The sequence below is a fragment of the Clostridium sp. CTA-17 genome (assembly GCF_054767895.1).
This window is the reverse complement of the sequence record NZ_BAAABF010000005.1, coordinates 1-19,493: the sequence shown is the minus strand read 5'-3', so window position 1 is coordinate 19,493 and position 19,493 is coordinate 1. Positions and strand designations below refer to the sequence as shown.

The 19,493-nt window shown below is 28.4% G+C and carries 21 protein-coding genes and 1 pseudogene; all 22 read right to left on the bottom strand.

Annotated elements, in window-relative coordinates; translation table 11 throughout:
* Nucleotides 1-320: 320 nt before the first annotated feature.
* Nucleotides 321-710 (bottom strand): zinc ribbon domain-containing protein, encoded by a 390-nt coding sequence (locus tag ACYUCG_RS09760; protein ID WP_003480112.1) that lies wholly within the window; start codon nt 708-710, stop codon nt 321-323.
* Nucleotides 711-734: 24 nt separating this feature from the next.
* Complete coding sequence (locus ACYUCG_RS09755; RefSeq protein ID WP_198605773.1) at nt 735-1,373, bottom strand: putative ABC transporter permease; 639 nt, start codon at nt 1,371-1,373, stop codon at nt 735-737.
* Between the two features lie 143 nt (nt 1,374-1,516).
* Nucleotides 1,517-2,089, bottom strand: a complete 573-nt coding sequence (locus ACYUCG_RS09750) for a beta-class carbonic anhydrase (RefSeq protein ID WP_011009793.1) — start codon at nt 2,087-2,089, stop codon at nt 1,517-1,519.
* 215 nt (nt 2,090-2,304) lie between these two features.
* A complete protein-coding gene (locus ACYUCG_RS09745; RefSeq protein ID WP_011590182.1) occupies nt 2,305-2,682 on the bottom strand; it encodes a gamma-glutamylcyclotransferase family protein in 378 nt (125 codons plus the stop codon).
* A gap of 240 nt (nt 2,683-2,922) precedes the next feature.
* Nucleotides 2,923-3,813 (bottom strand): NAD(P)/FAD-dependent oxidoreductase, encoded by an 891-nt coding sequence (locus tag ACYUCG_RS09740; RefSeq protein WP_460268514.1) that lies wholly within the window; start codon nt 3,811-3,813, stop codon nt 2,923-2,925.
* Between the two features lie 4 nt (nt 3,814-3,817).
* Nucleotides 3,818-5,239: an FAD-dependent oxidoreductase gene (locus ACYUCG_RS09735; protein ID WP_460268513.1), complete on the bottom strand. Its 1,422-nt coding sequence runs from the start codon at nt 5,237-5,239 to the stop codon at nt 3,818-3,820.
* A gap of 147 nt (nt 5,240-5,386) precedes the next feature.
* Nucleotides 5,387-6,211: a Cof-type HAD-IIB family hydrolase gene (locus ACYUCG_RS09730; RefSeq protein ID WP_060669565.1), complete on the bottom strand. Its 825-nt coding sequence runs from the start codon at nt 6,209-6,211 to the stop codon at nt 5,387-5,389.
* Nucleotides 6,212-6,390: 179 nt separating this feature from the next.
* Nucleotides 6,391-6,744, bottom strand: a complete 354-nt coding sequence (locus ACYUCG_RS09725) for a YjgN family protein (RefSeq protein WP_057258102.1) — start codon at nt 6,742-6,744, stop codon at nt 6,391-6,393.
* A gap of 311 nt (nt 6,745-7,055) precedes the next feature.
* A complete protein-coding gene (locus ACYUCG_RS09720) occupies nt 7,056-8,402 on the bottom strand; it encodes an FAD-dependent oxidoreductase (protein WP_164787369.1) in 1,347 nt (448 codons plus the stop codon).
* A 294-nt stretch (nt 8,403-8,696) separates the two neighbouring features.
* Nucleotides 8,697-9,710: a LacI family DNA-binding transcriptional regulator gene (locus ACYUCG_RS09715; RefSeq protein ID WP_003455628.1), complete on the bottom strand. Its 1,014-nt coding sequence runs from the start codon at nt 9,708-9,710 to the stop codon at nt 8,697-8,699.
* Nucleotides 9,711-9,743: 33 nt separating this feature from the next.
* The gene (locus ACYUCG_RS09710; RefSeq protein ID WP_460268511.1) at nt 9,744-11,762 is read right to left on the bottom strand and encodes a heparinase II/III family protein; all 2,019 of its coding nucleotides are present in this window, start codon (nt 11,760-11,762) and stop codon (nt 9,744-9,746) included.
* Nucleotides 11,763-11,901: 139 nt separating this feature from the next.
* On the bottom strand, nt 11,902-12,180 hold the full coding sequence (yajC, locus tag ACYUCG_RS09705) for a preprotein translocase subunit YajC (RefSeq protein WP_003455254.1): 279 nt from the start codon (nt 12,178-12,180) through the stop codon (nt 11,902-11,904).
* A gap of 2 nt (nt 12,181-12,182) precedes the next feature.
* Entirely contained in the window at nt 12,183-12,596 is a 414-nt protein-coding gene (locus ACYUCG_RS09700; RefSeq protein WP_003455482.1) for a PTS sugar transporter subunit IIA, read from the bottom strand.
* Nucleotides 12,597-12,665: 69 nt separating this feature from the next.
* Complete coding sequence (locus tag ACYUCG_RS09695; protein ID WP_011590178.1) at nt 12,666-13,475, bottom strand: PTS system mannose/fructose/sorbose family transporter subunit IID; 810 nt, start codon at nt 13,473-13,475, stop codon at nt 12,666-12,668.
* Nucleotides 13,465-14,256, bottom strand: coding sequence for a PTS mannose/fructose/sorbose/N-acetylgalactosamine transporter subunit IIC (locus tag ACYUCG_RS09690; protein ID WP_003455334.1), 792 nt, complete (start codon nt 14,254-14,256; stop codon nt 13,465-13,467). The genes ACYUCG_RS09695 and ACYUCG_RS09690 overlap by 11 nt, the downstream gene beginning before the upstream one ends.
* 47 nt (nt 14,257-14,303) lie before the next feature.
* Nucleotides 14,304-14,792 (bottom strand): PTS sugar transporter subunit IIB, encoded by a 489-nt coding sequence (locus tag ACYUCG_RS09685; protein ID WP_003455664.1) that lies wholly within the window; start codon nt 14,790-14,792, stop codon nt 14,304-14,306.
* 16 nt (nt 14,793-14,808) lie between these two features.
* Nucleotides 14,809-15,897 (bottom strand): annotated as a pseudogene (locus ACYUCG_RS09680) (glycoside hydrolase family 88 protein); the annotation flags it as partial.
* Complete coding sequence (gene kduI / locus ACYUCG_RS09675) at nt 15,894-16,700, bottom strand: 5-dehydro-4-deoxy-D-glucuronate isomerase (RefSeq protein WP_460268510.1); 807 nt, start codon at nt 16,698-16,700, stop codon at nt 15,894-15,896. The pseudogene ACYUCG_RS09680 and the gene kduI, both read right to left, overlap by 4 nt.
* Nucleotides 16,701-16,864: 164 nt before the next feature.
* A complete protein-coding gene (locus ACYUCG_RS09670) occupies nt 16,865-17,884 on the bottom strand; it encodes a sugar kinase (RefSeq protein WP_003455275.1) in 1,020 nt (339 codons plus the stop codon).
* Nucleotides 17,885-17,887: 3 nt separating this feature from the next.
* Nucleotides 17,888-18,529 (bottom strand): bifunctional 2-keto-4-hydroxyglutarate aldolase/2-keto-3-deoxy-6-phosphogluconate aldolase, encoded by a 642-nt coding sequence (locus ACYUCG_RS09665; RefSeq protein ID WP_011590177.1) that lies wholly within the window; start codon nt 18,527-18,529, stop codon nt 17,888-17,890.
* The gene (gene kduD, locus ACYUCG_RS09660) at nt 18,526-19,302 is read right to left on the bottom strand and encodes a 2-dehydro-3-deoxy-D-gluconate 5-dehydrogenase KduD (RefSeq protein ID WP_003455308.1); all 777 of its coding nucleotides are present in this window, start codon (nt 19,300-19,302) and stop codon (nt 18,526-18,528) included. Before kduD ends, ACYUCG_RS09665 begins: the two co-directional genes overlap by 4 nt.
* Before the next feature lie 15 nt (nt 19,303-19,317).
* Nucleotides 19,318-19,493: 5-deoxy-glucuronate isomerase (locus tag ACYUCG_RS09655; protein ID WP_460268584.1), on the bottom strand; the 176-nt coding region annotated here is incomplete at its 5' end.

Below are 19,493 nucleotides of genomic sequence, written 5' to 3'. Positions count from 1 at the left end.
TCCCTCCCAAAACAAAAAACTTCTTTGTTAGCACTCTAACATACTGAGTGCTAATCTCTATTTTTATATATAACACTTTTTGAAATTAATGTCAATATTTAATCCAAAATGAGATTTTAACCTTTTTAATATTATTTTTAATAGCAAAATAGGTGTATAAAATTAACTTTATTTTCACTACAAAGATTATAAAAATAATACTTCTTCAGGTTTTATAGTTAATTTAATACACCCATAAAATTCAAACCAAACTCATATATTTAATTTTCAAATAAAAAGTCTTAAATATTTAAATATGTACTTATCAAATTGATATGCACTTAAATTTCACTTCCACAATAAGGGCAATAATTATAATCTCCCTCTACAGTTTTTCCACAATTAGGACAAACCTTTTTCACTGCTCTTTTTCCATAAACTTGCCCCTCTTGAATAAGAGTCATATCTTCTAGATTAACTTCATTAATTTCTCCATTTTCTATGGCTTTTCCCTTTTCCTTTGAAATTTCATATATTGAGTTACATCTTTTACACATAACATAATACTTTTCATTCCATCTAAAAATAGGAATAAAGAATATATGAAAATACTCATAACTCTTTATTAAAGCTCCCATAGTTCTTGTTGAACAAGTTTTGCAATATATATTTTCTAATTGTTTTACTTCTTTTTGTTTATTTTCAATTCCAAATATACCAATAAAAAACATGCCATTCTCCTATAAATTTTATTATTACTTAAATATCATATTAGGATATATTTTTTTCAAAAATTCATCTGTATATTTCTTATCAAGAAATCTATCTAATGCATTTTTAGCTTTTATCCCCTTCATCCTTGCTACTTCTCTCCTTACAGCTAAAGATGATATTATGATATCTGGTATTAAAAGTACTAAAAATATTACTGTGATTATTTTTACTGTTTGAAAAGAAAATAGTCCCATAAACCTATCGAATAATGGATAAATATCCTTTAAGAAAAATACTCCAAGAATTCCCCAAAAGATAGAATATTCAACACTTGTTCTTCCATGTATGCTTAGAGCTTTACTATTATACTCCCAAGAAACACTACCAAACACCTTTTCTTGAACCCAAGAGCATAAATATTCAAAGGCTCCTCCAATAATTGCACTTATAAAAAATATTATTATTCCATTATAATCAATAAATCTATAAAGTAATAATGTAAGAGCAACTCCTCCTATGCCATATACAGGACTAATTGGTCCATAAATTAATCCTTTTCTACTTTCAAAGTGTCCATTTCTTACATAACACCAAATCATTTCTACACAATATCCTAAAATAGATCCAATGGTAAATATCCATATTATTTTATAAATATTTATGGTATTACTTATCTCCATACTATCTCCCCCTATATTAATTTATATAATAATATAACTTCCATAAAAAACTTATCTATAAGTGAATATTAAGTATTTTGATTAACCGTCCAAAAAAACACTTGCTTTAAATAAATTAAAGTAAGTGTTTTTTAACTTTTATTTTATTCGTATCCATTTACTATAACCTTAAGTTCTCCTGTGTGTGGATCAATTACAAGTCCATGCACATTTACATCACTAGGCATTAAGGGATGATTTTTTAATGATGTTACACTTTCTTTTACAGATTCCTCTACACATCCAAATCCATGAAGCCATTTTTCCACATCTATTCCACAATGTTTGATAGTTAAGATTGTCTCCTCTGATATCCCCCTATCTTCCATTTTGCTTATCATATCTTTAGAATTTAAATTACTCATACCACAGCCATGATGTCCTACAACTAAAACATCTTCTGCATTAAATTCATAAATAGCAACAAGTATACTTCTAACAATACTTCCAAAGGGATGCATTATTGTAGCCCCAGCATTTTTTATTATCTTTGCATCTCCATTTTTTATATTCATAGCTTTTGGCAATAACTCAGTAAGCCTAGTATCCATACAAGATAAAATTACTAATTTTTTCTCTGGCTTTTTAGTTGCTTTATATTTCTCATATTCCTTATTTTCCACAAAACTCTTGTTAAATTCTAAAATCTCTTCTAGTCTTCTCACATTCTTTTCCATACTAAATACCTCTAAATAATATTTATTATTCTTTTAAATTAATTATTTATACTACTATACCACAAAGATTTAATTATATCCTAAAAAACTTTTTATATAAAAAAATTGATTTAAAGTCTTTACTCTAAACCCACTTAAAAATTCTCTCTTTATCACTTCTTATCTTCATTTAATTATACAAGTTGATATATTAACTTATCTATTATTGTTTAATATTAATAAATAATACCCCAGTCCTCATATCCCTTATTTATTATATCTAGATATCTTTTATCTGGAGTTTTATCTCCTTTTTCATTCATAACATAAGCAAAAGCTTCATATGAAATTCCATTTATATCTTGTACAATAAGATCAATCTTCTCATATAAATCTGGATATTCTTCATACTTATCTAAATTCTTTAAATCATTTAGAGAAATTTCATAAATTGCACCATAAACCTTTTCACCTTCACAAGGTATTATATCTGCATATTTATTATAAACTAATTTATAATTATTAAGATGTACACTTATCATAGGAATAGCTTCTGGACATCTTTTTTTCATTTGATCTAAACATAAATTACTTCCATAAGCAAAATAGACCATATACCCTCCACCTTTTCTTAAATATCACTACATATTATTCCATAATAACTATAATACGTTAATTAATTTTAACATAATATAGCAAATTAACTCTACCAAAATTTAAATTTCAGTAAAGTTAATTTCTTTGTTTTATAAAAATCTATGTAATATTGCCAAATACTACTTCTTGATAGATTTAATATATGATCTATATTCCTATTTTAATATCTTTTAACACATAAAATAGGAATATAATTTTTAACTTATAGTTTTAATAAGCTTTTTACACTCATCTTCAATTTCTTCTATTGATTTGTGAATGTAGATTGCATTTCCACAAGCATATATATTTTTGCTTGAAGTTTCTAAATTTTCATCTACAGCTGGACCAGTTGTACTTGGATTTAATTTAAGTCCACTTCTTAAGGCAACTAATCCATCTGAAATCATTGGATAAGCAAAAATTACTGTATCACATTTTATATTTTTCTTTTCATCACCATTTTTTATAGTTACAGAGCTTACTCTTCCTTCTCCATGTATAGAAATAATCTCATATCCAGAGTATAAATTTTCACTTAAATCAAAAACTTCATTTTTATTTTTATCTGTTATGATTCCAGAAACCTTAATATTATGCTTTTTTAAATCCTCTTGAATCATATAAAGAGTGCTATCTCCTACTATGAAGATATTTTTTCCTGGAACCATATTTTTAATTCCAAAAATCTTTTTAGCCATTCCTACAGTTAAAACTCCTGCTGTACGATCTCCTGGAATTTGAACTGCATTTCTACTTTTTTCTTTTCCACCATTAGCAATTATTATGTTTTTACCTTTTATTTTCTCCACACCACATTCACTACTTGTACAAAGTATTTCATTTGAATCTTCTATTTTTAAAACCATAGTGTTTAATTTAATATCAATATTAAGCTCATTAAATTCTTTTAATAAACTTTCCTTATATTCTATACCTGTTAAATGACCCTTTTCGCTTATATTGTAATCAGCTGAATTTAAAGCTCCACCTAAAATTGGATCTTTCTCCACTAGAAGAATATTTTTTATTCCATCTTTTTTACCATTAATAGCTGAAAGAAGGCCTGATGCTCCTCCCCCAATTATAATTAAATCATATTCTCTCATAGTCTTAATCCTCCTTAAAACCAATTACTGGTGAACCTTCACTATTTTTATTTATGTCACTTATGTCTATTCCTAATTCTCTACTTAGTATTTTGCTTATAGGAAGTGTACATCCAATCCCTTGACATCCTCCCATTGAAGCTCTAGTTCTTCTCTTAATTGCATCAACTGTAAGAGCTTTTATAGGTCTATGAATAGCTTCTACTATTTCTCCTTCAGTGACAAACTCACACTTACAAACCATATGTCCATATGCAGGCTTTTCCTTTATTAATTTATTTTTTTCTTCTAAAGAAAGTTCTGCAAATCTAACTATCTTCTCTCTAGTTTTTTTGAAGTTTTTCTTTTCAACTAAATCTAATCTTTCTTTAATCATATTAACCACATATACTCCTATTGCTGGAGCTGCAGTTAATCCTGGTGAATCTATTCCTATAACATTAATAAAGTTTTTAGCATCCTCTACTTCTTCTATTATGAAATCTCCCTCTTTAGTCTTAGGTCTTATTCCTGAGAATGTATTTAAAATTCTAGCTACTGGTAATTCTTCAAGGGATTTTTTGCTCTTATCTAAAATTTCATCTATACCCTCTCTAGAGGTTTCTAATGTTTTTCCTTCTACTGCATTAGGACCTACTAAAAGATTTCCTTCTGCCGTTGGAGTTACTAAAACTCCCTTACTTAATTTATTTGGAACTTGAAATAAAGTTTTATTAATCATAGCTCCTGCTACTTTATCAAATAAACAATATTCCCCTTTTACAGGATTTATTTCTCTCTTAGTCATGCTTACAAGATTATTTAAGAAAGCTCCTTCTAATCCTGATGCATTTATTATAAGTTTTCCATTTACTACTTCTTTATTATTTAAAGTTACTTTATATCCTTCAGATATTTTTTCTATACTAGTGACCTTTGAGTTTAATTTAAATTCAACTCCATTTTCTGCAGCATTTTCTGCTAAAGCTATTGTCATTTCATATGGACTAACTATTCCAGAGGTTTTTACATTTAAAACTCCAACTATTTTTTTATTTAAATTAGGTTCAATGTTTAAAGCTTCTTCTCTAGTTAATATTTCAAGGCCTTCAACTCCAAGCTTTTCTCCATTTTCTTTTAAACTTTCTAAAGTCTTCATCTCTTCATCTGAAAAAGCTAAAATAAATGCACCATTTCTTTTAAAAGGAAATTGTAAATCTCTTGATAAATCATCAAAGATTTTATTTCCTTCTATGTTTAATTTAGCTTTTAAAGTACCTATTTTTTCATTATAGCCTGCGTGTACTATACCACTGTTTCCCTTTGATATTCCCTCTGATACATCACTATTTTTTTCAACCACTAAGACATCTAAGTTATATTTTGATAATTCTCTAGCTATAGAGCATCCAACTACTCCAGCCCCTATTACTATAATATCTCTCATACCGTATCTCCTTTTAAAACAAATTTTACTTTAATAAAAGATTATATTTTCCAAGTTAACAACACTTTTACTAATAACTTTATATACCTAAAACTCTCCCTAGCTTTAAACGGAATTTAATAAAATATATTAAGCTTGTCTACAATTTTAAAGTACAAATTTTCTTATAGCCTCTGCAACGCCTCCATGCTTATTGTCTGATGTTACATAGTTTGCAAACTCTTTCACTGAATCTATAGCATTTCCCATGGCAACACCAGTTCCAGCCCAAGTTATCATTGATAAATCATTTTCGCTATCACCTATACACATTACTTCCTCTTGAGAAACACCTAAATATTTTGCAAGCATTTGAACAGCTTCTCCCTTTGAACTTCCCTTTTTCATTATTTCAAAGTTATCATCCCAAGAAGAAACAACTTCTAAATCAGTTGTACAAGCTATTAATTCTTCTTTTGCTTCTTTTAATTTATCTTTAAATTCTTTTTCTACACAAACACCCTTTAATATTTCTCCCTTATACTTTTTGAATGCTTCATCTAAATCCTTAACAACCTCTAATCTCACTTGTTTATCTTTAGGTAAAGTTTTATTTAAAACCTTATAAACATGATTTTCTGGTAATTCTACTGTTGAAACAATTCCCCAGTTTGTAGTTACATATGTAAATAAATTATTTTTCTTAGTTATTATATTAAAATCCTCTAAATCACTTTGTTTAAGAGGATTATTATATATTTCTTCGTCATTTACTCCTCCAATATAAGCTCCATTACTAGCTATAATTGGAGTTTTTAAACCTATTGTGTCTGAGTACATTCTTGCACAATCATAAATTCTTCCTGTGGTTATGGCTACTATTGCTCCCTTTTTTACAGCTTCTTTTATTGCCTTTTTATCTTCTTCTGCAACATTTTGCTGATCCATAAGTAAAGTACCATCCATATCGATGCATATTAATTTTATACTCATACTAAACACTTCTTTCTTTTGTATATTATTTCTTTCTGCATTTTTATTATAAATCCACGCCATAAATAAGTTAAATACTTGTTTTTTATAATTATAATAATATTTTACTTATATATTTAATAATAAAAATAAATTGATTATATAAAAAAATATAGAAATTATTTAAAACTTCTATACTTTTATTTTATTTCAACATCTTCAAAAATTGTGTTTGCAGTTGTCCATTGTTGAAACTTAATCTTTACTACTAGCCCATATAGACCAAAAGTTATTACAATGAGTATCCACCAAAATAGCCAATGGCCTATTAACTCCTTAGGGTCACCTATAAATTTTAATCTTTTCCCACAAATAACTGTATGTTTACAAGTAGCTTCATACTTCATACAAATAATCCATGGGTATGCCAATCCTAAAGTGAATATTCCTAATAATAAACATTTCAAATGATGAACAATTGAATTTTTAAATGTATTATCAAAATATGAGTCATATTTTTCTTTATTTAAAATAATTGATGATTTATATGTCATCTTAATTCTCCTTTCTTTTATTAATATTCTTTCTTACCTAAACTTACAGATTTTCTAAATATATTATAATTTATTTAGAAAACTTATCAATAAAATCTAATTATTAATATTTTTAAAATATATTTAAATATAAATCATATGAAAAATATATAATTAAATATTAATCAATGTCTTAAAATTAATGCATATATGTAAAAAGCATAGAAAACTTTTTAAGTTCTCTATGCTTATTTATTTACCTAATATTATTTTATTTCTGTACAGCTTGGAGTACCCTCTCTACCGATACCATTTTCTTTATTTATCTAATATTATTTTACTCCCTGCTCAAAAGCAAAGAATTTATCTTCATCATATTTCTTTCTAATCTCTCTTAGCTTGTCCTTGTTTTCTCCATAATATTCTTCTTCATAATCCTTAAGGTCTTTAAAAGGAAAGTTTATAAATGATCCAGTAGTTATGCTTTCTATGTATTTAAAATTATTTTTAATCCATTTTATATTTTCTTCTGCAAAGATATCATCTTCCCAAACAGATTGTATTCCCATAATAAATCTTGCATCTCTATAGTAAAAAGCTGATGAATTTTTATGAATATCTTTTACTGCGCCACCAAGTCCATAAAAGGATATGGCAGTATAATATGCTCCCTCTGCTCTATTTGAAACTATATCTATAAGTTTCTCTATTTCACAGTTATCATAATCTCTAAATACAAATCTTCCTGTTGATTTGTATTTTTCATAAGGAGGATGACTATATTCAATCTTTCTATTAGCTTCTAAAACTCTCATATAACTTAAATTAAAATTAACCCTTGTTGGTAACTTAAATGGAAGTAATATTTCATTAGCTTCTTCTTTATGTCCATAAAATAATCCTGTAATCTTAACTCCAATTCCCTTATCCTTTGAATTGTAGATAGCTGTTTTTAAGTTCATTCTCCTATCTAAGTTCTTGAACTTTTTTTGTAATGTTCTTATTACATAAACAAGTTCTTCTTTTTCCGCATTAGGGTAATCTATATCTATTAAAGTTGCCATTTCTATTTTTTGAGGAATTTTAAAGGTCATTGAAATAACTACTCCAAAATTTCCACCTCCACCCCCTTTGGCAGCCCAGAATAAATCAGAATTATCATATTCATTAGCTATAACAATTTTCCCTTTGCTATTTATAAACTTTACTTCTAGAAGATTGTCGCATCCAAGCCCAAGTAATCTACTTGAATATCCCCAACCTCCACCAAGAGCAAAGCCTACAACACCAACTGTAGGGCATCCCCCTCCTGGAAATGGATATCCTAAAACACCTAAGGCTTCATATATTTCTTCATTTTTAACGCCACCTTCTATAGTAACTTTCATATTTTCTTCATCAATGATTATATTATTCATTTTACTTAAATCTATTACTAATACATCATTTCCTATGGAGTATCCTTCATAGTTATGACGTCCAACTCTTATTCTAAATGGAATATTATTTTCTTTAGCCCATTCTAAAGCATTTTTTACATCATCAATATTATTACAAAAAACTATCCCTAAAGGATATTTTTTTATAGCTCTATTCCAAGATTCTATACTTTTTTCATACTCTATATTTTCTCTAGTTACTAAATCACCAGTAAATTTAGAAAAATCAACCTTTTCCATACTCTCACCTTCTATAATAAATACTCTATTTAATGATGATATCATAAGTTCTTTATTTATAAAATAAAAAAAATAAGTGAAAGATTATAACTTTAGTTAATTTAACTAAATTAATCCTTCACAACTTAATTTATATAAGAGAGATTTCATTTAAATATATTTGTTATCTATAACCATGTAATTAAACTTCTTATGTTTTTCTAAGAACTCTTATAGTTAACCTAAAAAATTCTTTCCTTTATCATCATATGTTTATTATTACAAGTTAATCATTCCCACAAATTATAAAATTAATTATAAATCAGTTGATTCTTCCCAGTTTATATTACAATCAAATACCTCTGATTTATAAAAATCATCATTTTCCTCAATCATTTCAATAAGCATTTTAGCAGCATATTTTCCCTCTTCATAAGTTGGTTGATCTATTGTAGTTACAGATGGACTTGCATACATTGTCCAATCCCATTTATCGAATCCAATTATTCCAACATGATTTGGAACATCAAATCCTTCCATTTTTACAGCCTTAAAAACCTTTTGAAGTATTTTACCATTTATAGCAAATATAACAGTTTTCTTATTATTGCTTATATTTATTTTAAGCATCTCAGCAATTTCATCAACCTCTGTATTTTCATTTATAATTTCAATAAAACTTTTGCAATTTATCTTATTTACAGCATCTTCAAAACCAGTTTTTCTTTCCATTCTTGCTGCTAATTTATCTGGAGCTTCTGTTACTAAAATAAACTCTTCATATCCCTTTTCAGCTAACTTTAAAACTGCTTCATAGACTATTTCGTAGTTATTGGTTTTCACCCATTTTCCAGTGTACCTTGAAGAAACACTATCTAATACTACGATTTTCTTACCCTTATTTTTTATTGCTGGATATAACTTGTCAAAATTTTTAGTAGGTTGAACTATAAAGCCATCAACCCCCATATCTAGCATCTTTTTAAAATACTCTTCTTCATTGTAATAATCTAAATTAGTGCTACCTACTAATATTTGATAACCCTTTCTTCTAGTAATCTCCCCAATTCCTTTAACTATATTACTACTAAAAGGATTTGTTATATCTGCAACTACAACACCTATTAAATTTGATTTTTTTAATTTTAAACTTCTTGCCATTATGTTTGGACTATAATTTGTTTCTTCAATAACCTGTTCTATTCTTCTTTTTGTATCCGGGGACATTTTATCAAATTTACCATTTAAATAAAATGATACCGTAGTTTTTGAAGTTTTAGCTTTTTTAGCAATATCATTTATGGTTAACTTAGCGCCTTCATTTACCACAATTTACCTCCTTATAAAAAATAGTTATTTATCTTATGCTTTCAAACGAATTATTTCTCTCTTGTCTTTAACTCTATGCACAACAATAACCTTACCATATAAAGCCAAATCGTCATACATATATACCTTAGCCCCTTTAAATGTTTCTTTATTAAATATTATAACAGTATAACTCTCATTTTCGTTTATTACAAATTCTTTAGTTATTGCCATACTTGAATCAATTTTTTCTTTTGAATTATATTGTACAATACTAGGATCATTCATTTCTATACTTTTTAAATTCTGCCCTAAAATTATATCATAGTTCACAAGGTTATTTTCAAAAGCAGTTTTTGTTACTATCTTTTTGCTATTATTTATACTATTATAGTTTTTCGAAATTAAAGAATTTGCTATATATTTCTTATCTACATTATTATTATAAATTTCAATTTCACTTTCTTTATTTATACATCTAAAATAACCATCTTCTTCAATTACTTTAACCCTATCATCTAAATTATAATAATTTTTGCATATATGCTTTCCACTACATCTTATATCATTAACTATTACCCATATATCTGGAGATATAATTAGTAGCTTTCTAATAACTGTATATGGAGTTCCATCACTTAAAGTAGCTAAATAAGCCATTTCAGCATAAGATATATTATTCTTTTCACAAAAATAATTTTTCATAACATCTGGATACTTATCATATTTCCATGAATTCTTAGGAATAGCAAAAGGCGATTCATCAATTACAGATACATTGTGTGCCTTATAAGATTTCAAATATTCTCTTAAAACATCATTTTCAACATAAGTGTATCTACCTGAATCTATTAAAAATGGTTCTCCACCATAATGGATTGAAAAATGACATAAATCTGAATGTCCATGTCCACTTCCAAGGGTACCATTTTGTAAATAAGTAAAACTTGCTTCATTATCCCATCCACTTCTTATATAAATATTGCCAGAGTCTATAAATGACTTATTAAGTTTTGTAATTTCCTCTGAATCCATATTTGTATATTTTAAAAATCCATCTCTTCCAAATAACAACATACTGCTTAAATCCATATTTTCATATGCTCTGAATTTTAAATTAGAATCATTAAATAATATAGATGCCCTAAGAAGAACATCTCTAATATCACTTCTGTCACTGTCCCCTTGAGCAACTTGAATTGAATTTGAATCTCCACAGTAAACTAAATATTTAGCCATAGAATGTATTTTTTCTAAGAACTCCTCATCTAAATCAACATTAAAATACTTAACATAGTGTATAGTTGCCATAGAACAATTTAGTACTTCAATATGATACATTACAGACTGCTCCCAATGTGAACCATCTTCTAAAACTTGAAGATTTATTTCCCTGTATAGTTCCTCAAGTGCCCACTTATATAATTCCTCATCCTCAATAAATTCTTTTAACCATAGTGAGCAAGTAATTATTGCTGTTGTCTGTAATACTCCCCAATTGCTAAGAACATATTTATCAATATAAGATTTTTTCAAATACTCTAATTGTTCTTTTATACTAGAAATTATTTTTAATATTTCTTCATCTTCTAATTTATTTTCATGAATCAAGTGTAAAAGAGACTTCATCCAACTAAAACATCTTATTCCAGTATCTATTGTTCTTATTGTTGGTCCTCCACACTCCTTTATTTCATTCTTTTCAATCCAATTAAATATTAATTCCTTTAACTTATCTAAATATTTTTCATCATTACTAAAATAATAGGCTGCAATTAATTTTTCAAAGTATTCATGTCTATTAAGCATAAATACCCATTCCTCATCTCCATTAGGAGTAAAGTTCCAATCTAAATCTCTATTTAAATATGGAATTTTACATTGTTCCATATCCCATTCATCATCAAATATAAAAGAATTATTAAGAATTAAATTAGAACCTATTAACTTTTTATCTACTTCATTCTTACAATTATGATTTATATAATACCTTACAAACTCAGCATCATATACTTGCATATACTCATTAACCTTTGCTTTTAATCCCTCTATTTTATTAGAATAATTACTCATAATATCTCCACCTTATAAATAAAATAAAGACCACTTATATTAAGTAGTCTTCTTTTCAAATTAATATTTTATTATCCATGAAATTCGGCATTTATGCCACTTACTCTAATAAGTATTATTTTTATTAAATATTCTGCTTTTAATTTAAAACGCCCATAATACTTTCTTTATCGATTTCTATTATAACGCCCTTTGAAATTTCTAATTTAACTATATTATTGTTTATTCCTTTAATTATCCCATATATGCCTGATATAATAATAACCTTGTCTCCTGGTTTTAATTTTGATAAATAAATGTCTCTAGCCTTTTCTTGCTCTTTCATTCTTTTTTTGTGTATCATTGGTGAAACAAAAGATATTATAATAGTATATGTAGCCAGTACTAATATTATTAACCAAAGCACTCTATCATTCATAGTTAACCAACTAAGTCCTTTCTACAAATAACTGATGACATTTCAGGTAATTTATTTAAAGCTTCTTCAATAACTCCTCTATGATTTTCATTGTTTTCTAATACTAATGTATTCATAACAACTTCTAAAATACAAGCTACTGAAACTCCACCAACAACATATTGATTTTCTGATTTTTCATTTAATAATATTTCTCTTGATGTTATTTGGAAAGGTGCTCCCCCTGTTATATCTGCAAAAACAATTAGATCATTATTATCTTCTATGTAGTTTTTAACTTTAACAGTAAACTCATCATGAGTTAATTCTCCATTTAAATTTATTGCATCAATATTTTCTTCTACTCCAGTTAGTAATTTTATTACTGATTTTATCCCAGTTGAATATTCTCCATGTCCTACTACTAATATTTTCATCTCTTAATACTCCTAATCTTAATTTATTTTAGAGAGTAGTATTTTAAAATACTACCCTCTACACATTTACTAAGCTAAAATTTTTAAAACTGATCCTAAAATACCTACTACTATTGTTAAGATAACTAAATGGTAAGTTGTCCATTTACGTTTCTTTATAAGGTAGAATATAAGTATTGTATATAATGCTGGTAAAAGAGCTGGTGCTATTTTATCTAACATTTCTTGTATTGATACAACTTTTTCAGCTCCATCTGGCATTTGAGCTGTGTATTTATAAGCAATTTGTATTTTTGTGAAAGAAACTGCTAATCCTGATATAACAGTAACACCGATCATACTAGCTACAGCAGAGATTTGAGCCATTTTTTCACTTAAAACATCTATAATACTAGTTCCTAATTTATAACCATATATACCTGTTAATAATTTAATTGTTAATAATATAGCGTTCATAGCTACAAAGAATAATATTGGTCCAGCTATTAAACCATCTTGAGCTAAACTAGCTGCTATTGTTGAGAATAATGGTGCTAAACAGAATTGTGAAAGTGAATCACCTATTCCTGCTAGAGGTCCCATTAATGCAAGTTTTATTGTTCTAGCCTCTTCAGATGATCTTCCTGAGTCAAGCATTACTAAATGTAAACTTGTGATGAAAGGAAGAAAGTGAGGGTTAGAGTTAAAGAATTCTACGTTTTCACCTAATGCTTTCTTAAAGCCTTCTTCATTATTTCTATAAATTTTCTTTAAAGCAGGATATAGTATATTTGCATATCCTAATCCTTGATAGTTACCATAGTTAAATCCATTCTGTAAAAAGAATGCTCTAAGAGATGTTTTTATATAATCACTTTTGGTTAATACTCTAGATTCCACCTTCAAATACAACCTCCTCATCATTACTATCGCTTGAATTGTTAGAATTATTTCCTCTGAAATGTTCTATTAAAGCGAATATTGCTCCTACAAAAGCTACTCCCATTACTGGTAAGTTTAAGTATCCTATACATACATATCCTAATAATACAAATGGTATAAGTTCTGTTTTTGCCATTATTGATAATATCATTGCAAATCCTATTGCTGGTAACATTTTACCCGCTACTGATAATCCACCTATTAACCAAGCTGGTATCATTTCTACTGCTGCTTGTAATCCAGTTGTACTAAATGCTCCTGCAAATCCAATAATAAATCCTACTATAGCGAATACCCAAATAGTTGCATTAGCACCTATTTTAAATTTAATCCAGTTTCCTTCTTCAATACCCTTATTTGCAAATTGAGTTAAACCTGTTGCAAATGTATAAGTTGCTGTAATTAAGAATTGGAAAGCTACTGCGAATGGAAATGATAAAGCAAGTGCAGTTGCTGGATCCATTCCTTGACCTTTCATAGTAATTGCCATTAATGTACCTATAATTCCTGGTCCCATTGGGTTTGGTGGCACTGTTCCACCAGCTCCTACTCCAAAGCCCATGAAAGCTATTTCTGAAACCGCCCCCATAGCTAATGCAGTTGGAATATCACCTAAAATTATTCCAACTCCAAAAGCTAGGATAATACAACGGTTTGTATAAAGTCCAAGTAACATACCTGCTAAACAAAAGGCTGTCCATAACCCTATTAAAATACATTGAATTAATGTAATTTCCATATAATATTACCTCCGCTTTTTCTAATAACCCTTATTAAATTTATTTACTATAGATATTTAGTTATATCTACTTGCATTGCTCCATCGTCACCTCTAGGTGTTGTTTTTGTATTAAACTTAACATTATACTTTTCTGATAATTCTCTTAATGCATCTTTATCTTCTTTTCCTAAGAAAATTGAACGAGTAACTTGCTCTTTACCTTCAGCATTGTGTATATTTCCTATGTTTATTTCTTTAACTGGTACTCCACCTGCAATTAGTTTTAATGCATCCTCTGGAGTTTTACAAACTAAGAAGATTTTTTGTTGTGGTGATGCTTTGTGTATTAACTCACAAGTTTTTTGTATTGAGAAAAATCTCATAGCTATTGATTTTGGTACAACAGTTTTCATTAATGTTTGTTGTATTTTATCTTCACTAGCAATATCGTTTGCAACTATTACAGTATTAACTCCTAATGAATTTAACCACATTTGTCCTTGTCCATGAATTAATCTTTCATCAATTCTCATCATTTCAATATTTACGCCCATTTTTCAACACTCCTTTTTACCAATAAAGGTTCCAATCTTTATAAAATCTTATTAAGGCTTCTAAGAAGAAATAATCTCCCCATATGTTTCCTTCATCTACACCTTTTCCTGAATGCCATGAATATACTCCATGTAATAAAACCGGTTTTCCAGGTTCTATTTCAGGATTCATATAATTTTCCATTAATGATCTTAAAATATTATGCATTGCATATTTATATACTTCTTTATTTTCGTCAACTTCTGGTAAATATTTATTCATTTCATGCATACCACAAACAGCTATTGCTGCTGCTGAAGAATCCTTTGAATGATCATCACCATCATTGAAAATCAAATCCCAATAACAAACGTTATCCTTAGGTAATCTATTTAAGAAATAATTAGTCATCCCCTCATAAAGATTAAAACAACTTTCATTTCTTGTATATCTATAATTTAATGGAATACCATAAACTCCCCAAGCTTGTCCTCTAGCCCAAGCTGAATCATCACTATATCCTTGTCTAGTAACTCCTCTTAAAGGTTTTCCAGTTTCATTATCCATATAGAATGTATGGAATGCAGATGCATCATCTCTTATAACATTATTACAAGATGTAACAAAATGTTTATTTGCTATGTTTCTATACTTTGCATCTCCTGTTTCATCACTAGCCCAGTATAATAATGGTATATTTAATAAACAATCTATTATAAATCTGTAGTGATCTTTGCTACCTAGCTCTCCCCAAGCTTGAATAAACTCACCTTTTTCTTGGTATCTAGAAATAAGTTTATTTGCAGCTTTTATTGAAGCTTCTCTTGCATCCTCAGAGCCTGTTAATTTATAACCACTTACTGTAGCTAATGAATATAAGAATCCTAAATCATGATGATCTAATTCTATATCTTTTTCCACTCTGTTTTTAAAAGATGCAACATTTTTATCTGCTAACTCTCTATATTTTTCATCTCCTGTGTACTCATAAGCAAGCCATAATAAGCCTGTCCAGAATCCATCAGTCCACTCTATATTTTCTATAATTCCATACTGATTATTTTTTGTTGCTGATGATGGAAATTTTTCTTTGAAATATTCCATATTAGCATCTATTTGTTTTAATCCATATCATCAAAAGTTTTATTTTCTCCACACATACCCCATATAAATGTGTAATTGCTTGTACCTACTCCAGAATGTATTGACCAACTTGGTGATATTACACACTCTTCATTCTTAACAACTAAATGTCTTGTTTCTGTAGGTTCTCCCATTARGTGGAATACTCTTGTGTCTTCGTCCATATCGAAGTAGAAGTAAACTTCCATTCTTCTTTCATGTGTATGGCAAGGCATTGTGTTCCAAGCATTTCCTGGTTCTAACATTGTTARTCCCATTAATAATTGACAACTTTCACATACATTTGGATGTACATATTGATATATTGTTCTCTTGTTTAATGTTTTGTTGTCTCCTAATCTAACTGGATTAGCCTTTTCTATATCAATCTTAACGGTTTCATATTCCTTATGAGCTGGTACTGAGTTAACATATAACTTTGCTGGTTCTTCTGGATTTACTGATTTAAAGCTTACTTCTTTATTTCCTTTTCCAACATACAAACCATCTTTTTCTTTTAATTCATACTCAGTTCCATCAATAGTTACGATAGCTTTTCCGCCTATATTAATTATTCCTAGCTCTCTTCTTTCTAAGAAATAATCAACACCCATCTCTTTACCAGCTTCTAATTTAAGCTCTTTATAAACCGGTTTTATTCCTCCGAAAATTATTCTATCTACATGACTATATACAAGTTCTATTTGATCATCTTTAAATATGTCTTCAACTAAGTAATTTTCTCTTAATTCCTCAGTATCATATCTTTTTGAGTCCCTTGGATTATTAGCATATCTAGTTCTCATAATTTCCTCCCACCTTTTATTAAAACGTTTTACATAAACTGTTTTACTAACTTATATTTTTATTATATTATCCTAAAATATTATTGTCAACGTTTTCTTTTTCTTTTTATAGTTTTTTTACAACATTTATACTTCAATAATATTTAATTACATTTATAGAAAATTTATCTATTTACACTACCTAAATTCTTATTATTAATTAGATCTAAAACCTCTTCCTTTGAAGAAATACTTACATCTCCAAGCTGAGTTTGTTTTAATACTGCAGCAGCTGTTCCAAACTCTATAACATGGGATAAGTCCTCCCCTTTATTTTCAATTAGAGTTCTTATAACCCCTGCGGCAAAAGCATCTCCTCCACCAATTCTTGAAATCATACTAAAATCATATTTTGAGGATTTATATACTCTTTCCCCATCATAAAACACGCCTTGTAAAGTATGATAATTATATGGTGTTCCAGACCTTAAGGTAGTTACTATATTTTTAACTTTTAAATCTTCAATTGTATATCTAAATCTTTCAATAAAATCCTCATCTGAAAGTTCTGTAGTTGATGCATCTAAAACCTTAAAAGGCTCATCCTCTCTATTTAACCAACCAAAGCATAAATAGGCATCTTGGACTACAGGCTTCATTATTCTAACAAACTCCTCATAACTTTCAAACAATTTTGATCTATAGTTTAAATCAACACTTATCTTTATACCTCTTTTTTTAGCCTCATTAACTAATTTAAGGGCAACTTCACTTACTTCTTCAGATAAACCAAAAGTTATTCCAGATATATGTAATAACTCAACATCTTTAAATAAGCTTTCAACATCTATATCTTCATATTGTAACTCAGTAATTGAAGAATGTTTCCTATCATAAACAACCTTAGCTTTTCTAGCAGAACATCCTTCCTCATAATAGTATAGTCCAAGCCTATCCCCTTTTGAAATTATGAAATCACAATCAACATATTGTGATTTCAAAAAAGATTTCGCAAAGTTTCCAATTTCATTATCAGGTAAAGCTGTTAATACTCTAGTTTCAATTCCTAAATTACTTAATCCTACTGCCACATTTACTTCGGCTCCACCAAAACACACATTAAAGCTATTTGCTTGTCCTATTTTATTGTTGTTTGGAGGAGTTAGCCTCATTAACATTTCTCCCAATACTAAAACTTTCTTCATTCTCTAACCTCGTTGCATACGTAATTTTTTAACACGCTCTATATATTTTCTAGTTTCTGCCTCTATTTTTGCAGGATCTTTTAGTTTTATAATAGCACTTCCAATACTAACTATATCGCAACTATTATTAAACCATTCATCCATATTTTCAAAGCTAACTCCACCAGATGCCATTACTGCAATACCTTTTATAGGAGCCTTTAAATCTTTTACTATAGTTGGCTTGAAAGCTGATCCTGGGAATAATTTTATTACGTCTGATCCACATTCTCTAGCTTCCTTAATTTCTCTTGGTGTAAAACATCCTGGAATATAAGGAATTCCATATCTATTACATAGTGTAGCTGTTTCTTTATCAAAGCTTGGACTAACAATAAATTCTGCACCTGCAAGTATTGCAATTCTAGCTGTTTCAGCATCTAAAACAGTACCTGCTCCAATAACTACTTCTTCATTCTTATCTTTAATAAGCTCTTCAATCACCTTATCTGCATTTGGAATAGTAAATGTAACCTCTATAATATTACATCCTCCCTTTATTGCAGCCTTTGCAGTTTCTATACCTTCATCTTTTGTATTGGTTCTAAGAACCAATACAAAAGCTTCATTTATTAAATTTGTTAATGTTTTTATTTTCTTTATCATCTCACTAACCACCCACCGTCTATAGCTAATATGTGTCCATTTAAGTAATCAGATGCTTTACTTGATAAGAATACAACTGTTCCCATTAAATCTGAAACTTCTCCCCATCTACCTGCTGGTATTCTTGAAAGAATTTCTTGGTTTCTAGCTTTATCTGCTCTAATTGGTGCAGTGTTAGCAGTTTTTATATATCCAGGTGCAATAGCATTTACTTGTATATTTAAATCTGCTAATTCATTAGCAAATGCCTTTGTTATTCCTGCAACTCCATGTTTACTTGCAGTGTATGGAGGAACAAATTTTCCACCTTGGAATGATAACATAGATGCTATGTTTATAATCTTACCATATCCTTGCTTAGCCATTACTTTAGCAACTGCTTGTGATAAATAGTAAACTGAATTTAAGTTTATATCCATTACAGCTTGCCAATCTTCATCTTTGTACTCAAGTAATGGTGCTCTTCTTATTGTTCCTGCATTATTTACTAATATATCTATTTTTCCAAATTCCTCTAAACAAGTTGATACAACCTTATCTCTTGTTTCTTTTTTAGTTAAATCTCCTTGTACAAATACAATTTTTCTTCCTAATGATTCAACAATATTTTTTACCTCTTCAGTATTGTTATCAAAAGTTGTTACTAAAACATCAGCACCTGCTGCTGCAAGAGCTTCTACATAAGCCATTCCTAATCCAGTGTTTCCACCAGTTACTATAGCTACTTTACCATCTAATTTAAAAAAGTCTAAAGAAAATTTCTCCATATTCATCTTAATCCTCTCCTTTTATCTTAAAATATCCATTGAGATATGATCCATATCATCAAAAGTTTTATTTTCTCCACACATACCCCATATAAATGTGTAATTGCTTGTACCTACTCCAGAATGTATTGACCAACTTGGTGATATTACACACTCTTCATTCTTAACAACTAAATGTCTTGTTTCTGTAGGTTCTC

Excerpts from the sequence above, each read along its gene's own strand:
- ACYUCG_RS09665 (WP_011590177.1), bottom strand. The coding sequence starts at position 18,529 with ATGATAAAGAAAATAAAAACATTAACAAATTTAATAAATGAAGCTTTT.
- ACYUCG_RS09755 (WP_198605773.1), bottom strand. The coding sequence starts at position 1,373 with ATGGAGATAAGTAATACCATAAATATTTATAAAATAATATGGATATTT.
- ACYUCG_RS09670 (WP_003455275.1), bottom strand. The coding sequence starts at position 17,884 with ATGAAGAAAGTTTTAGTATTGGGAGAAATGTTAATGAGGCTAACTCCT.
- ACYUCG_RS09720 (WP_164787369.1), bottom strand. The coding sequence starts at position 8,402 with ATGGAAAAGGTTGATTTTTCTAAATTTACTGGTGATTTAGTAACTAGA.
- ACYUCG_RS09725 (WP_057258102.1), bottom strand. The coding sequence starts at position 6,744 with ATGACATATAAATCATCAATTATTTTAAATAAAGAAAAATATGACTCA.
- ACYUCG_RS09750 (WP_011009793.1), bottom strand. The coding sequence starts at position 2,089 with ATGGAAAAGAATGTGAGAAGACTAGAAGAGATTTTAGAATTTAACAAG.
- ACYUCG_RS09710 (WP_460268511.1), bottom strand. The coding sequence starts at position 11,762 with ATGAGTAATTATTCTAATAAAATAGAGGGATTAAAAGCAAAGGTTAAT.
- ACYUCG_RS09730 (WP_060669565.1), bottom strand. The coding sequence starts at position 6,211 with ATGAGTATAAAATTAATATGCATCGATATGGATGGTACTTTACTTATG.
- ACYUCG_RS09740 (WP_460268514.1), bottom strand. The coding sequence starts at position 3,813 with ATGAGAGAATATGATTTAATTATAATTGGGGGAGGAGCATCAGGCCTT.
- ACYUCG_RS09690 (WP_003455334.1), bottom strand. The coding sequence starts at position 14,256 with ATGGAAATTACATTAATTCAATGTATTTTAATAGGGTTATGGACAGCC.
- ACYUCG_RS09745 (WP_011590182.1), bottom strand. The coding sequence starts at position 2,682 with ATGGTCTATTTTGCTTATGGAAGTAATTTATGTTTAGATCAAATGAAA.
- ACYUCG_RS09760 (WP_003480112.1), bottom strand. The coding sequence starts at position 710 with ATGTTTTTTATTGGTATATTTGGAATTGAAAATAAACAAAAAGAAGTA.
- ACYUCG_RS09735 (WP_460268513.1), bottom strand. The coding sequence starts at position 5,239 with ATGAGAGATATTATAGTAATAGGGGCTGGAGTAGTTGGATGCTCTATA.
- ACYUCG_RS09685 (WP_003455664.1), bottom strand. The coding sequence starts at position 14,792 with ATGGGCGTAAATATTGAAATGATGAGAATTGATGAAAGATTAATTCAT.
- yajC (WP_003455254.1), bottom strand. The coding sequence starts at position 12,180 with ATGAATGATAGAGTGCTTTGGTTAATAATATTAGTACTGGCTACATAT.
- kduD (WP_003455308.1), bottom strand. The coding sequence starts at position 19,302 with ATGAATATGGAGAAATTTTCTTTAGACTTTTTTAAATTAGATGGTAAA.
- ACYUCG_RS09700 (WP_003455482.1), bottom strand. The coding sequence starts at position 12,596 with ATGAAAATATTAGTAGTAGGACATGGAGAATATTCAACTGGGATAAAA.